The 15,087-nt window shown below is 38.1% G+C and carries 16 protein-coding genes; 10 read left to right on the top strand and 6 right to left on the bottom strand.

What is annotated here, in order from left to right; translation table 11 throughout:
* Positions 1-10: 10 nt before the first annotated feature.
* Entirely contained in the window at positions 11-643 is a 633-nt protein-coding gene (locus tag V7266_RS23790) for a YktB family protein (RefSeq protein WP_335471578.1), read from the bottom strand.
* A gap of 186 nt (positions 644-829) precedes the next feature.
* Here V7266_RS23790 and V7266_RS23785 point away from each other — a divergent pair, with 186 nt between their 5' ends.
* Entirely contained in the window at positions 830-1,024 is a 195-nt protein-coding gene (locus tag V7266_RS23785) for a hypothetical protein (RefSeq protein WP_098526974.1), read from the top strand.
* Positions 1,025-1,273: 249 nt separating this feature from the next.
* Positions 1,274-2,071, top strand: coding sequence for an inositol monophosphatase family protein (locus V7266_RS23780; protein WP_335471577.1), 798 nt, complete (start codon positions 1,274-1,276; stop codon positions 2,069-2,071).
* A gap of 49 nt (positions 2,072-2,120) precedes the next feature.
* Here the strand turns inward: V7266_RS23780 and V7266_RS23775 are convergent, their stop codons facing one another.
* On the bottom strand, positions 2,121-2,306 hold the full coding sequence (locus tag V7266_RS23775) for a YlaF family protein (RefSeq protein ID WP_335471576.1): 186 nt from the start codon (positions 2,304-2,306) through the stop codon (positions 2,121-2,123).
* A gap of 167 nt (positions 2,307-2,473) precedes the next feature.
* Between V7266_RS23775 and typA the strand changes: the two genes are divergently transcribed.
* From typA to V7266_RS23760, 3 genes are read left to right on the top strand one after another with little or no spacing between them, the layout of a single operon-like run.
* Complete coding sequence (typA, locus tag V7266_RS23770) at positions 2,474-4,312, top strand: translational GTPase TypA (RefSeq protein ID WP_335471575.1); 1,839 nt, start codon at positions 2,474-2,476, stop codon at positions 4,310-4,312.
* 20 nt (positions 4,313-4,332) lie between these two features.
* Positions 4,333-4,662, top strand: a complete 330-nt coding sequence (locus tag V7266_RS23765) for a YlaH-like family protein (RefSeq protein WP_335471574.1) — start codon at positions 4,333-4,335, stop codon at positions 4,660-4,662.
* A gap of 1 nt (position 4,663) precedes the next feature.
* Complete coding sequence (locus V7266_RS23760; protein ID WP_335471573.1) at positions 4,664-4,954, top strand: hypothetical protein; 291 nt, start codon at positions 4,664-4,666, stop codon at positions 4,952-4,954.
* A gap of 111 nt (positions 4,955-5,065) precedes the next feature.
* Here V7266_RS23760 and V7266_RS23755 read toward each other — a convergent pair whose 3' ends face one another.
* Complete coding sequence (locus V7266_RS23755; protein ID WP_335471572.1) at positions 5,066-5,266, bottom strand: YlaI family protein; 201 nt, start codon at positions 5,264-5,266, stop codon at positions 5,066-5,068.
* Positions 5,267-5,434: 168 nt separating this feature from the next.
* Here V7266_RS23755 and V7266_RS23750 point away from each other — a divergent pair, with 168 nt between their 5' ends.
* Positions 5,435-5,890, top strand: coding sequence for a pyridoxamine 5'-phosphate oxidase family protein (locus V7266_RS23750; protein WP_335471571.1), 456 nt, complete (start codon positions 5,435-5,437; stop codon positions 5,888-5,890).
* Between the two features lie 19 nt (positions 5,891-5,909).
* Here V7266_RS23750 and V7266_RS23745 read toward each other — a convergent pair whose 3' ends face one another.
* On the bottom strand, positions 5,910-6,500 hold the full coding sequence (locus V7266_RS23745; protein WP_335471570.1) for a YhcN/YlaJ family sporulation lipoprotein: 591 nt from the start codon (positions 6,498-6,500) through the stop codon (positions 5,910-5,912).
* 213 nt (positions 6,501-6,713) lie between these two features.
* Between V7266_RS23745 and V7266_RS23740 the strand changes: the two genes are divergently transcribed.
* Positions 6,714-8,042 carry a PhoH family protein gene (locus V7266_RS23740; protein WP_335471569.1) on the top strand — a complete coding sequence of 443 codons (1,329 nt, stop codon included), beginning with the start codon at positions 6,714-6,716 and terminating at the stop codon, positions 8,040-8,042.
* A 94-nt stretch (positions 8,043-8,136) separates the two neighbouring features.
* Here V7266_RS23740 and V7266_RS23735 read toward each other — a convergent pair whose 3' ends face one another.
* On the bottom strand, positions 8,137-8,634 hold the full coding sequence (locus V7266_RS23735; RefSeq protein ID WP_335471568.1) for a peptidyl-prolyl cis-trans isomerase: 498 nt from the start codon (positions 8,632-8,634) through the stop codon (positions 8,137-8,139).
* Between the two features lie 265 nt (positions 8,635-8,899).
* Between V7266_RS23735 and V7266_RS23730 the strand changes: the two genes are divergently transcribed.
* From V7266_RS23730 to pyc, 3 genes are all read left to right on the top strand, one after another.
* Positions 8,900-9,181 (top strand): YlaN family protein, encoded by a 282-nt coding sequence (locus V7266_RS23730; RefSeq protein ID WP_101647471.1) that lies wholly within the window; start codon positions 8,900-8,902, stop codon positions 9,179-9,181.
* A 187-nt stretch (positions 9,182-9,368) separates the two neighbouring features.
* The gene (locus tag V7266_RS23725; protein ID WP_335471566.1) at positions 9,369-10,577 is read left to right on the top strand and encodes an FtsW/RodA/SpoVE family cell cycle protein; all 1,209 of its coding nucleotides are present in this window, start codon (positions 9,369-9,371) and stop codon (positions 10,575-10,577) included.
* Between the two features lie 64 nt (positions 10,578-10,641).
* Complete coding sequence (gene pyc / locus V7266_RS23720; protein ID WP_335471565.1) at positions 10,642-14,085, top strand: pyruvate carboxylase; 3,444 nt, start codon at positions 10,642-10,644, stop codon at positions 14,083-14,085.
* Positions 14,086-14,120: 35 nt separating this feature from the next.
* Here pyc and V7266_RS23715 read toward each other — a convergent pair whose 3' ends face one another.
* Positions 14,121-15,029: a COX15/CtaA family protein gene (locus tag V7266_RS23715; RefSeq protein ID WP_335471564.1), complete on the bottom strand. Its 909-nt coding sequence runs from the start codon at positions 15,027-15,029 to the stop codon at positions 14,121-14,123.
* Between the last annotated feature and the right edge of the window lie 58 nt (positions 15,030-15,087).

The raw sequence follows: 15,087 nt of genomic DNA, 5'->3' as shown, positions 1-15,087 counted from the left end.
GTTTTCTTCTTTATTTTATATTCTGAGCAATTTTATAAAGCGGCGCAACTTTATTAAACACATCCTCAATTCGAGTTAATAATCCATCTGCACCTAATTCAATTACTTGATCTCTTTCTATCCTATAACCACATAATAGTTCAGCTTTTTTTATGGTCTTTAATCGCTCGAAATGAGCCAGTAAATCTGATTTCGTTAACTGTTGATGTGAAATGGTATCTGGCTTGGTATGATCTAAAGACCATGAAAACTCTTTCGGTATTTCCTTGTGGATTTTGGCTGCCTTCTTGATGAAGCGTTCACCGATTATTTCCTTTTGTGGTGCTTCATAAATGACTGCAAACCACACAAATAAATGTGTATTCCATAATCCAATTTGGAAATGTGGGAGCATTTTATACCCGCGGGGATTACTAGCAAAAGCTACCCATGTATCCTTAGGGGGGTTTATCGTCCGTCTAGCATGTTTGGCAACATGAACGAACATTTCATCTCCCGTCAGAGCAGATAATGTTGGCGCAAAATATTCCCCAAGTTGTTCAAGTTTTGGCCGAACCGTATTTTTTAAAGCTTCCATTCGTGCTTCTAATCCATCTATTAAGAAAACATCAAAATCCTCATTTGTAAATCCAACGAAATCCATTGAATTACCTCCACAACTGTTTGTCAAATATTGTAGCATAAGACAGAAAATCGAAGAAGTTTGTTGCTCGACTGGGTTAGTGCACATATTTGTTGCAACATATCAAGGTGGCTCATATTATACAGTAAAATAAAAAAATAGAAAAATCATAAAAATCAGTAAAATTAGGAAAGGGGGCGCTGCTAGGTGAAGCAATTAATGAATACATCCCTAAAAAAAGCGACTGAAAAAGAAAGAACAGCTGTATTAAGATTAGAAATGGATTATGAATTGGCTACTTTATTTGAGGCAATTGAAGACAAAAATGAAAAGAAAATGAAAGAGTGCAAGCAAAAATTAGAAAAAATCCGCTTGGAATTATTACGGCTTAAGGCTTTTTGAGCGATTTATAATCTAAGGAGTACAAAGTTGGAATGAACCATGGAGAAATAATTTATCGCTTGATTTGAACGAACTCCAAATGAGAATAAGGGGAGTTCGTTTATTATTGTGCGGATGTGTGATTAGTTGAACGATAGCTGGGTAAAAAGTTGCTGTATCAGGTTAATTTGATTAAGCTATAAGTACATCAAATTAATAATCAAGCTTCATACTACATACATTGAATAAAAGAAAGAATGGAGGAAGAATATGAATTGGGAAATAATTGATACCCATGCAAAGCAGTGGGTTAAAGAAGCAGGAGAGAAAATTCGTGTATCCTTTAAGACAATATTAAATATTGAAACGAAATCAAATCCCAATGATTTAGTGACAAATATCGATAGGGAAATTGAGCAATTTTTTATCCAGCATATTAAAGAGGTTTATCCGGAGCATAAGATTATGGGAGAAGAGGGTTTCGGGGATGAACTTAACAATCTAGAAGGGGTAGTTTGGATAATCGATCCGATTGACGGGACGATGAATTTTATTCACCAGCAAAGGAATTTTGCTATATCGATCGGGGTATATGAGAATGGTATAGGTAAAATAGGGCTCATTTATGATGTTGTCCATGATGAGTTATACCACGCAATACGTGGAAAAGGTGCATACATAAATGGAAAACCAATACCCGAGCTTAAAGAAACTACAATTAAAGAATCCATTCTTGCTCTTAATGCCACATGGGTTGTTGAAAATAAAAGAATTGACCATAATCTGTTGATACCATTAGTGAAAGAAGCCAGGGGGACGAGGTCCTATGGAACGGCAGCTCTAGAACTGGTATTTTTAGCAACTGGAAGGGTAGATGCTTATTTCTCTATGCGTCTTGCTCCATGGGATGTAGCAGCGGGTGCAGTTATTTTAGAAGAACTTGGCGGAGTAGTAACGAATTTACGAGGGGAAAAACTTGATTTTCTTTCAACCAATTCATTATTCGCTGCGAAACCAGGGCTTCACCAGACAATTTTAAATGATTATTTAAAAGGCGGGCAATGGTAGCACTCATTTTATAAAAATAGAAGCCTTGGCGGCAGCCAGGCTTCTATTTTTATAAATCACCATTTTCACGCATTTTTCTTTTTGTTTTAAAACCCATTCCCATAATAACAATCACAGCCACAATACTGCCAAGGCCCCCGATTATGCTTTGTTCACTAATTGCAATTCCGATTCCCACAATACTTGCTGCTGCCAGAATTGCATAAATGAGTAAAGGCCATTTTACATTGTTCATCTGTACATACCCCTTTTTCTGATCAAACACATTCGAATTGCTTTGTTATTTTTATTTTACATAAAATCATTTCAGGTTTCCACTTTATTTGTGGTATAATGTTTTAGTTGTATATGAAAAACTATAATTAAAACCAATTTCTTGAATAAAGGTAGGAGTGGAATTTTTTGAATATAAGAAATGATATACGTAATATAGCGATTATTGCCCACGTTGACCATGGTAAAACAACGTTGGTGGACCAACTGCTAAAACAATCGGGAACATTTCGTTCCAATGAGCATGTAGAAGAACGTGCAATGGATTCTAATGATTTAGAAAGAGAACGCGGAATCACGATCCTTGCAAAAAATACAGCAATTCAATATAAAGATACCCGAATCAACATCTTGGATACACCAGGACATGCTGACTTCGGCGGTGAAGTAGAACGGATCATGAAGATGGTTGATGGGGTACTGCTTGTTGTTGATGCCTATGAAGGCTGTATGCCACAGACACGTTTCGTCTTAAAGAAGGCATTAGAACAAAACTTAACCCCAATTGTTGTTGTCAATAAAATTGACCGTGATTTTGCCCGTCCATTAGAAGTAATTGATGAAGTACTAGATTTATTTATTGAGCTTGGTGCGAATGAAGACCAGCTTGAGTTCCCAGTTGTTTATGCCTCTGCGATCAATGGAACAGCAAGTATTGATCCGGAGAAACAAGACGAAAACATGAAGTCATTATATGATGCGATTGTGGAACATATCCCGGCACCAGTCGATAATAGTGATGAGCCGCTTCAGTTCCAAGTAGCATTGCTTGATTATAATGATTATGTTGGTCGTATTGGAATCGGACGTGTATTCCGTGGAACAATGAAAGTTGGTCAGCAGGTTGCACTCATGAAGGTGGACGGTTCTGTTAAGCAATTCCGTGTTACCAAAATCTTCGGCTTCTTTGGATTAAAACGTCAAGAAGTGGAAGAAGCAAAAGCAGGTGACCTAATTGCCGTTTCTGGTATGGAGGACATTAATGTTGGTGAAACTGTCTGCCCGGTTGAACACCAAGAAGCATTACCAATCTTAAGAATTGATGAACCTACATTGCAAATGACCTTTGTTGTTAACAACAGCCCATTTGCAGGTAGAGAAGGTAAGTATTTGACTTCAAGAAAGATTGAAGAAAGACTTCGTGCTCAATTGCAGACAGATGTAAGCTTACGGGTAGAGAATACAGATTCACCTGATGCATGGATTGTTTCCGGCCGTGGTGAGCTTCATTTATCAATTTTAATTGAAAATATGCGTCGTGAAGGCTACGAGCTTCAAGTTTCTAAACCAGAAGTAATTGTAAAAGAAATTGATGGTGTCCGTTGTGAGCCAGTAGAGCGCGTTCAAATTGATGTTCCTGAAGAACATACCGGTTCAGTAATGGAATCAATTGGAGCACGCAAAGGCGAAATGATTGATATGATTAATAATGGCTCAGGTCAAGTACGTTTAATCTTTAATGTGCCGGCACGTGGTTTAATTGGTTATACAACGGAATTTTTAACAATGACTCGTGGGTATGGAATTATAAATCATACATTTGACAGCTATCAGCCAATGCTTCAAGGACAGGTTGGCGGAAGACGTCAAGGGGTCCTTGTTTCTATGGAATCTGGAAAAGCTTCTACTTATGGAATTATGCAGGTGGAAGATCGTGGTACTATCTTCGTTGAACCTGGAACAGAAATATATGAAGGGATGATCGTTGGGGAGCATACTCGTGAAAACGACATAACCGTTAACATTACGAAGGTAAAACAAGCAACCAATGTTCGTTCTGCAAACAAAGATCAAACGTCAGTTATTAAAAAGCCTAGGATTATGACATTGGAAGAATCACTTGAGTACTTAAATGACGACGAATATTGTGAAGTAACACCTGAATCCATTCGTTTAAGAAAGAAAATTCTTGATAAAAATGAACGTGAGAGAATGGCTAAAAAGAAAAAATATGCTGAATTGAGTTAAGTATTGAGAGGTGCAAACCCGTGGAAGAATTAAGATCTTTCTCCCCAAGTTTAAGATTCTTTATTGAACTTACGAACGATATAAAAACTGGTGTCCTCTTACAATATATTTTTATTGTAGTCTTATCCGTTATTGTATATCGTCTAGGTTTTGCAAAAAAGCTGCCCCTTGGTAAAAATATTGTCATTTATTTCAGTCTTTGTGTTGGCTGCGTTTTAATGTTGTTTTTCTCATACGCATTACCAATTGCAGAAGGGCTAGGTGTCGCGGCGTTACTATTAATTATTTATAAAATCCGCCTCCACCAAACTAAAAAACAGGCAAATAGCGGAGTCACGGGGGGAGAGTAAAATGCACTCATTACAGGATGCACTATATAATTGGCTGACCATAAAAGTGGTTTGTGATGCCCGCCCTGATGACAAAGCAGCGATTGAGACACGGGATTTCTTTGAAGAAATACTCATAGTACAGCATTCTGTCTCGAGTATTGAGATGACTACAGATGATCTGATGTATTATATTTCGTATCAACAGGGAGAGGAAACAAAAAAGGTACGTTATCCTCGCGAATTAATTGAAATCATGATCAATCAAATTAATCAGGAACCTGAAAAATATAAGGACTATCCGACTGATTAATTGAGAAAAGCTTAAGCTCCTTGAACAAGGGCATAAGCTAAACACTTCAAATAAAAACGCTTGTATATTTAATCTATACAAGCGTTTTTTATTTTGTTCACTTTTTCCTAATCACCATTCATCCTTATCAGATTTCGGGCGGTATAAACGAAAATTACCTGAATCGATTCGGGCATGTGTCTTATCGGCAATTCTAGTACTGCAGTTATGACACATATATGTATGAATGGGACGATTCCGAAGTCGTTTTGCTATTAATGATTCATCATCTATGGGTTCAATCTTATCACAAATCACACATTTTACTCTCATTCAAGCACCTCTTCAATTCTACCTTCAAATAACAGCATGTTTGTATTATATAGTATACCATGACTTAACAACTACTGGAAAATCAATTGGTTAAAGTTGATGAAAAATTGGGATAGTAGTAATATGAGAATATCTGTTTTTAAGGAATGAAAAAGGGGTTGTGTAAAAATGGCAAATCAAGTAGAACCAAAACTAATCCAGCCATTATTTGATGAACTGCAAAAAGAGCGATTTGTAACACTGTCAACGATTGACTATGAAACAGGCGGTCCTAATGTTAGTGCGATTTCTTGGGTGTTAGCTAAAGACGAAGGGACTATCTTTTTTGCTATAGATAACCGTTCGCGGATCTTAGAAAATATCAATAGTAATAATAAAGTTGTGATTAATTTAATTGCAAATGAATCTACATACTCAATTGCGGGAGAAGCGAACGTTAAAGAAGAACGTCTGTCAGAAGTGCCACTGAAACTGGCTTTAGTAGAAGTAACCATTAAAGAAGTAAGAGACGTTATGTTTTACGGTTCGAAAATTGTTACAGAAGTCCAATATGATAAAACATATGATAAGAGAGCGGCTGAGAGGCTCGACAAGCAAGTGATGGATGCAATGAAAAAAGCTTAGTGGAAAAACTAAGCTTTTTTTACTTATAGTGATTGGATTGGTCTTCTTGTTCTTTGTTGAGTTTCTTTTCTTCATTGCCCTTCAGTTTTTGATCTGGTTTTTCGGTTGCATTTTTAGGGCTTGGTGTTATTAAGTCACCCGGTACTTCTGGAATTAACCGTCCTGCGACATCTGCTAGTTCCTCCATAATTCCTCGAATGGGTCTGCCTTTTTTAATATCCGCCTGTATTTCCCGTAACCGTTGATTCGTGTCCGCATCTGCCACAACAATAGCTTTTGCCCCGTAAGGATCTTTTCTTAAACTCTCCGCAACAGAATACTTAATGGACCCAACCTGTGACCGGTCTAATTTTGCATTAACATCTATTCCGACAATGGCATAGTTCCCTAAAACTACTGCAGTTGCATCCGACACATTCGGAATACTAGTGGCAAGCTTAACAAGACGTTTAGAGATTTCCTGTCCAGATTTCCTGTCCACATTGTTAATATAACTGTTTTTCACGTTTACTAGTCGGTTGCCGCTATTGACATTCTCGTTTTGATTAACGGACTTGCATCCTGTTAACAGTAAACTAATGGCTGCTGTTGTTAAAAGGATTTTTTTCATTTATTATCGCCGCCTCTAAGATGATAAATTAATGGTAAAATTGGCTTGAACAATAGACTCTCATGCAAGTTTGATGGTCTTTATAACAATTATTGTGCGGAACGTCTTCTATCTTTATTCCAATAAACATATATTTTACCAAAGTCCAATCTAGCAAAGGGTTGTTGAAACTAATTTCACAAGCCATACACCAGTGAACCAGGAGGCGTTGCTTTGAGTAAAATATACGTGTTAGATACAAATGTCTTGCTCCAAGACCCGTATTCCATTTATTCGTTTGAAGACAATGAAGTTGTAATTCCGGCAGTGGTCCTTGAAGAAGTGGACTCAAAGAAAAGATATATGGATGAAGTTGGCAGGAATGCAAGACAAGTATCGCGTTTAATTGATGGTCTAAGGGCAGCTGGGAAACTTCATGAAAAAATTCCTCTTGAGAATGGGGGAACGATTAGGATTGAATTAAACCACCGATCTTTTCACGAACTTCAAGAAATATTTGTTGAAAAAACGAATGATAATCGTATTTTAGCGGTGGCAAAAAATTTATACTTAGAGGAACAAGCAAAAGAAGATGGCAAACCAGTAATAATCGTTAGTAAGGATGCATTGGTTCGAGTAAAAGCAGATGCGATTGGTCTTACAGCAGAGGATTTTTTAAATGACCGGGTAGTAGAAGTAGAACATATTTATACAGGTTTTTTTGAATTACTCCTACCAATTGAATTGCTAGGACGTTTTTACGAAAAAGGAGAATTATCACTTTCTGAGGTAGCTAACCACCCGTTCTATCCGAATCAATTCTTAATCATGAAAGATGTACTCGGCAGCTCTGCTTCCGCTATTGGGATGGTCGATAAAACGAGTAAAAAGGTCAAAAAATTGACCCTAAATCAAGAACACGTATGGGGGATACACTCTCGAAATGTGCAGCAAACGATGGCGATTGAATTATTATTACGCAAAGATATTCCGCTTGTTACATTAACCGGTAAGGCAGGGACAGGGAAAACATTGCTTGCTCTCGCTTCTGGTCTAATGCAAACGGAGGATTTTAGAGAATATAAAAAGCTTTTGGTGGCAAGACCGATTGTCCCAGTGGGGAAAGATCTCGGATTTTTGCCAGGAGAAAAACAAGAAAAGCTAAGACCATGGATGCAGCCGATTTACGATAACTTAGAATATTTATTTAATACGAAGAAGCCTGGTGAACTTGATGCTATTCTAGCCGGGATGGGTTCAATCGAGGTGGAGGCTTTAACCTATATCCGCGGTCGAAGTCTTCCAAAGCAGTTTATCATCATAGACGAAGCGCAAAATTTAACCAAGCATGAAGTTAAGACCATTTTAACAAGGGTAGGAGAGGGCAGTAAGATTGTGTTAATGGGGGATCCTGAACAAATTGATCATCCATATCTAGATGCCTATAACAATGGATTAACTTATGTCGTGGAAAAGTTTAAGGATCAGGAAATTTCCGGACATGTAAAGCTGTTAAAAGGGGAGCGGTCAGGCCTAGCCCGATTGGCAGCGGACTTATTATAGGACCAATAGCTCAAGCATTTGAACATGCGCTGGAGCTGGACGTGTCTAAAACGGGTGCCAGCTGGCACCCGTTTAGGCAGATACTATTTAGCTCTTATTTAATGGTAAAACCTATTATATCTTTAATTGGGTTATCCTTATTAGAGCCATCAGCAAAATAAATATGGACAGGTCCATCCGAAGTTAAGGGTTTACCATTATTTGAATAACCTAATATAAAATTATATGCGGTTTCTAGTGGAAACTCTATTTCCTCCGTTGTTGTGCGGACAAGTAAGCTTTTAGCATCAGGAGCTGGCTCCGAATTTAACAAAAATGGTTTAAAAGGAATCCCAAAGGTACCGGTCAAAACCTTTTCTTTTTCGAATTTCTTTTCAGTTTTTAATGTTGGGGGATAGATTGCTCCCTCCATGATTTCACGATCCCAGTGTTTAGAAACTGCTTTTGTATAGGCCTCATTAGAATTGGAGATCTCTTTTACTTGAGTGAAGTGAGTGTTTAAATCAACTCGGCGGTCGTCAAAAATCCAAACTCCTGGATCAAGTGTAATTGTATATTTTACATTCCCGGATATTGTTAAAATATTTTCCATCATCCATCCCCCTAAAATCTTGTAAGTCCTTTTCATTCCACTAAATTCACACTCATACAAGAGTCCTGCGTTAAAATCTTTTAATCCGTTAATACTGATCTAAATATAAATGAATGCCGCTTTCTTAGTATATCTTTTTTTGACTGGGTTGTCATAAAAGGTAACTCCTTTTGTAAATATCCGTCATTATTCTTGCAATTTGGTGGTGTAAACGGTAAAATTTATAGATAAGTTGAATTATCGCTCTGAAATGGGGGGATCAATGTTGGCGTCTGAAATGATCGTGAATCACCATGAAAAAGCCTACGCCTTATTGCAGGCTGACGCTGAAAAGATATTAAAGCTTATCAAAGTGCAAATGGACAATCTCACGATGCCTCAATGTCCTCTTTATGAAGAGGTATTGGACACACAAATGTTTGGCCTTTCAAGAGAAATAGACTTTGCTGTGCGATTAGGCTTAATAGATGCTAAGGATGGAAAAGCAATTTTAGACCAATTAGAGAGAGAATTGTCTGCTCTTCATGATGCATCTTTAAAAAAATAGTGCATAAATAAGAACTCAAACAATACCACGTAATGTTTGAGTTTTTTATTATACATAAGAAAAAGTTATGGGAATATTATTTATAAAAAACTTGTAACAAAGGAGAATTTCCTCAAGTATTGCCTCGCATTTTCTATTATAATAGAATGGTACACTATTAATTTTTTTGAAAATGAGGACGTTTTAAATGCTGAAAAAAATATTAAGATCATATGACTATACGTTGATTATTGCCATCATCCTTCTGTGCGCGTTTGGACTTGTGATGATCTATAGTGCTAGCATGGCTTACGCCGTTCAAAGGTATCAAGTAAAACCTGATTTTTTCTATCAAAGGCAAAAAATATTTTTATTAGTATTTGCTATAATATTTATAATTACAGCGCTTGTTCCTTACAAAATAATGAATTATACGAAATGGTTTCAGGCTCCGATGGTCATTGCTTCGCTTGTTTCTTTACTCGGTCTTTTTGCTTTTGGACAGGTAAAGAATAATGCCCAAAGCTGGTATCAAATTGGTTCCTTTCTACTTCAGCCATCCGAATTTGTAAAATTAGGAGTCATTATTTATTTGGCTTCTGTGTATGCAAAAAAACAACCGTATATTAATCAGTTTAATAAGGGAGTACTTCCGCCTTTAGTATATCTTTTTATAGTCTGTGTTCTTATAGCAGTCCAGCCGGACTTTGGAACAGCTGTTATTATTGCAGCTATTGCTGGAACCATTATTATTGCTTCTGGTATGAACCTTAAAACAATCTCGAAATTAGTTTTTATGGTTCTCATAGTGCTGCTCCCGCTCGTTCTTGTCTCCTGGGGGAAAATATTCTCACCAGAACAAATGAGCCGTTTTGAAGTAATGGGTAATCCGTTTGATGAAAAATATGTAAAAGATGCCGGTTTCCATCTGGCAAACTCGTTTATTGCGATTGGTTCAGGTGGGGTAAACGGACTGGGGCTAGGAAAAAGTATTCAAAAACTAGGGTATCTGCCTGAGTCCCACACAGACTTTATTATGGCGATCATCGCTGAAGAATTAGGAATTTGGGGTGTGGGTTTTGTTATTCTCCTTCTCTCCTATATCGTTTTACGGGGAATTCATATCGGGATGAAATGTAAAGACCCATTTGGTAGTTTATTAGCATTTGGTATTTCTAGTATGATTGGCATTCAGTCTTTTATTAATTTGGCAGGGGTATCTGGTGTTATACCGTTGACCGGTGTACCGCTTCCTTTCATCAGTTATGGCGGGTCATCGCTGTTAATGCTCGCGGGAGCCACTGGCATTCTTGTTAATGTTTCGATGTTTGTGAAATATGAAAGTAAATATAAAAATAAACAAGGGCAAGCAGACAAAAGGTTCAAGTCTGATGATGGCAAGGTTTATTATCTTTAATGAAAACGCGGGGGAATAATGTCCCTTGCGTTTTTAAAAATACATAGAATACGAGGTGCTTTACGTGACAAGACAGATTAATAAAGTATTGGTGGCTAATCGCGGAGAGATTGCGATAAGGGTCTTTCGGGCTTGTACTGAACTGAATATTCGAACTGTTGCGATTTATTCGAAGGAGGATTCCGGCTCTTACCATCGATATAAAGCAGATGAGGCTTATTTAATTGGAGAAGGGAAAAAACCAATTGACGCCTATTTAGACATTGATGGGATTATTGACATTGCTAAAAAAAGCGATGTAAATGCCATTCATCCTGGTTATGGTTTCCTATCAGAAAACATCCATTTTGCCAGACGCTGTGAAGAAGAGGGAATTATTTTTATCGGACCTACATCTAATCACCTGGATATGTTTGGGGACAAAGTAAAAGCAAGAAGCCAGGCAGAACTTGCCAATATTCCCGTCATTCCAGGCAGCGATGGCCCTGTCAATGCGGTAAATGAAGTGGAAGACTTTGCTGCTATCCATGGATTCCCAGTCATTATCAAAGCCTCATTGGGCGGTGGCGGACGTGGGATGAGAATTGTAAAAAGCAAAGAGGAAGTCGGCGAAGCCTTTGAACGAGCTAAATCTGAAGCGAAAGCTGCTTTTGGAAACGATGAAGTCTATCTAGAAAAACTAATTGAAAATCCCAAACATATTGAGGTTCAAATCATTGGAGATCAGCATGGGAAAATGGTTCATCTATTTGACCGCGATTGCTCGGTTCAAAGACGCCATCAAAAAGTGGTTGAAGTGGCTCCAAGTGTTTCCATTTCTGAGGAGCTTCGAAATTCGATCTGCCAGGCAGCAGTAAAATTAATGAGCAAGGTCCAATATCTAAATGCAGGTACAGTTGAATTTCTTGTTTCGGGGAATGATTTTTATTTCATTGAAGTTAATCCGCGTGTGCAAGTAGAACATACTGTAACAGAATTAGTTACTGGTATTGATATCGTTCAAACACAAATATTGGTATCGGAAGGACATGAACTGCACGGTCCGATCATTGGAATTCCTGCCCAAGAAAAAATTAAGTTAAATGGTTTTGCCATTCAGTCGAGGGTTACAACAGAGGATCCACTGAACAATTTTATGCCGGATACTGGAAAAATAATGGCATATCGTTCAGGAGGGGGATTTGGTGTACGTCTTGATGCTGGAAATGGCTTTCAGGGAGCTGTAATCACACCCTATTACGATTCTTTGCTTGTGAAACTATCAACATGGGCATTGACTTTTGAACAAGCAGCAGCAAAGATGGTGCGTAATTTACAAGAGTTTAGAATTAGAGGGATAAAAACGAACATTCCCTTCCTTGAAAATGTCGTCAAACATGAGAAGTTTAGAAATGGTGAATACGATACATCCTTTATTGATACAACACCAGAATTATTTATCTTTCCTGTAAGTAAAGATAGGGGAACGAAGCTATTAAGTTATATTGGAAATGTTACAATAAATGGTTTCCCTGGGATTGAGAAAAAGAAAAGACCTGTTTTCTCTAAGCCTAGGATTCCACTGTTAAAATATGATGTTCCATATCAGAATGGAACCAAACAAATTCTCGATCAATATGGGCCAAATGGTCTTGTTCAATGGATTAAAAATCAAAAGCAAGTTTTACTAACAGATACTACCTATCGGGATGCCCATCAATCATTATTAGCAACTAGAATGAGGACTACTGATATTGCTCATATTGCAGAAGAAACAGCAAAATTATTACCTGATTTATTTTCGTTCGAAATGTGGGGCGGGGCAACTTTTGATGTAGCCTATAGGTTCTTAAAGGAAGACCCATGGGACCGTTTATTAACTCTTCGTGAGAAGATTCCCAATGTTCTTTTTCAAATGTTGTTCCGTGGGGCGAATGCTGTAGGATATAAGAACTATCCAGATAACTTGATCCGTGAATTTATTAATCAATCCTCTTCAGCAGGGATCGATGTCTTCCGGATATTTGACAGTCTAAACTGGGTAAAGGGAATGGAAGTTGCCATTGATTCAGTCCGCCAGTCAGGGAAAATTGCTGAGGCAGCTATCTGTTATACCGGCGATATCTTAGACTCAACAAGAGTAAAGTATAATCTGAACTATTACCGAACATTAGCAAAAGAGTTGGAGCAGCAAGGCGCTCATATTCTGGCAATAAAGGATATGGCCGGACTGTTAAAGCCTGAAGCAGCTTATCAGTTAATATCCGAATTAAAAGCGACTGTCGATATCCCTATTCATCTCCACACTCATGATACAAGTGGAAATGGAATTTTTACCTATGCACGTGCCATTGATGGCGGTGTCGATATTGTTGATACAGCATTAAGTACAATGGCAGGATTGACATCGCAGCCAAGTGCTAATTCCTTATTCTATGCACTTGAAGGTAATACGAGAAAGCCAAAGGTTAATATTGATGCGCTTGAAAAGCTTTCCTATTACTGGGAGGATGTCCGCAAAGTTTATCATGATTTTGAAAGCGGAATGATCTCCCCACATTCAGAAGTTTATCAGCATGAAATGCCTGGCGGGCAATATAGCAATCTTCAACAGCAGGCAAAAGGAGTGGGGCTCTCTGAACAATGGGATGAGGTTAAAGATATGTATTCCCGTGTCAACAAAATGTTTGGGGACATTGTTAAGGTAACCCCTTCCTCAAAGGTTGTCGGGGATATGGCCTTATTTATGGTGCAAAATGACCTAACGGAGGAAGATGTTTTATTAAGAGGAAACAGTCTTGATTTTCCCGACTCTGTTGTGGAATTATTTGAAGGGTATTTAGGGCAGCCATATGGAGGATTCCCTGAAGAACTTCAAAAAGTCATCTTAAAAGGGAAGAAACCTTTAGAAGTCCGACCTGGTGAACTTCTCGAGGATGTGAAATTTGATAAGCTTAGGGATGAATTGTTTGAAGAGCTTGGCAGACAAATAACTGATTTTGAAACAGTATCTTACGCACTCTATCCAAAAGTGTTCTTAGAATATAGCAGGGCAATTGAACGTTTTGGAAATATTTCCATGCTTGATACACCAACATTTCTTTATGGGATGAGACTGGGTGAAGAAATTGAGGTTGAAATCGAGAAAGGTAAGACACTTATTGTTAAATTAGTCTCGATCGGTCAACCTCAGGCAGACGGCACAAGGGTGGTTTATTTTGAGCTAAATGGACAGCCCCGAGAGGTCTCTATCAAGGATGAGGGTATTAAAGCAACCGTCGCCTCTAGATTGAAGGCGGATATGAAAAACGAAGAACACCTATCGGCCTCTATGCCGGGAACCGTCATTAAGGTTTTGGTTGAACCGGGAGAAAGAGTGGAACGAGGAGATCATTTACTGATCACAGAAGCGATGAAAATGGAAACAACGGTTCAAGCTCCATTCTCAGGTACTGTAAAAGACCTTTACGTTAAAAGTGGAGATGCCATTCTTACAGGAGATCTATTACTAGAACTAACAAAAGCATAGAATAAAAAAGTTGCCGGGAATAACCGGCAACTTTTTTAATGATGATTTCTGCGTGATCTTGAATACAAGAGAAGGAAATAACTTAATACACCGAATAAGCAGGTGATAAAAAGGGCATGCAGGAGTGCGATATAAAGGTTTAACAAACTAAAGATGATGAACGCCCCTGCAATTACTTGTAAGGAAACCAGAATAAATGCAATCATCCAGCCCCAATATAGCACTTTCTGCTGTTTATAATGCCGCACGACAAGGTAAAAAATATAAGAAATCCAGATAAAAATGATACCTGCTGCTGCGCGGTGTCCCATTTGTACCCATTGGTATATGTCTGATGGCAAGGAAAGGTTTTCATTTGAGCAGAAAGGCCAGTCGAGGCATACAAGACTTGCTTTCATATGGCGTACCAATGCGCCTGTATAGATAACAAGATAACTGTAGATAGAGACACCTACAATATGAAATCCCATACGCTTATCTATGTATAGCTTTTCTGCCTCGAACTTTTTATCGATTTCAAAAATAAGCAGGGTCAGTAAGAAAACGGATGCAAAGGAAACAAGTGATATTCCAAAATGTAAGGCAAGTACAAAACCTGATTGCCCCCATAATACGGCAGCCGCTCCAATTAATCCTTGTAAGAGTAAAAAGATAAAGGAAAGTAAGGAGAGAAATTTAGTCTCTCTAATATGACCAATTGCCTTCCATGACCAAACTGAAAGGGCGAGAACCATTATTCCTCCAGCACCCGAAACAAGCCGATGAGCAAGCTCTATCAAAAGTTCTGGTGTTATTTCCGAGGGAACAAATTTGCCCTCGCATAAAGGCCAAGATCTTCCACATCCCATCCCAGACCCAGTCTTGGTAACCAAGGCACCGCCAAGTAAAATAAGTATCATCACGATCGTGGTTGAAACCGCCAGCCACTTTAAAGAACGTCGCAAAAAATTCACCTCTTAAAAAGTTCAATAATTTGTCATTGGTTAAACCTGACAGTATAAT

Source organism: Neobacillus drentensis (genome assembly GCF_036965645.1).
In the GTDB taxonomy this organism is placed as follows: domain Bacteria; phylum Bacillota; class Bacilli; order Bacillales; family Cytobacillaceae; genus Neobacillus; species Neobacillus drentensis_D.
The sequence above is the reverse complement of the archived record's forward strand: the minus strand, read 5'-3'. Positions and strand labels throughout refer to the sequence as shown.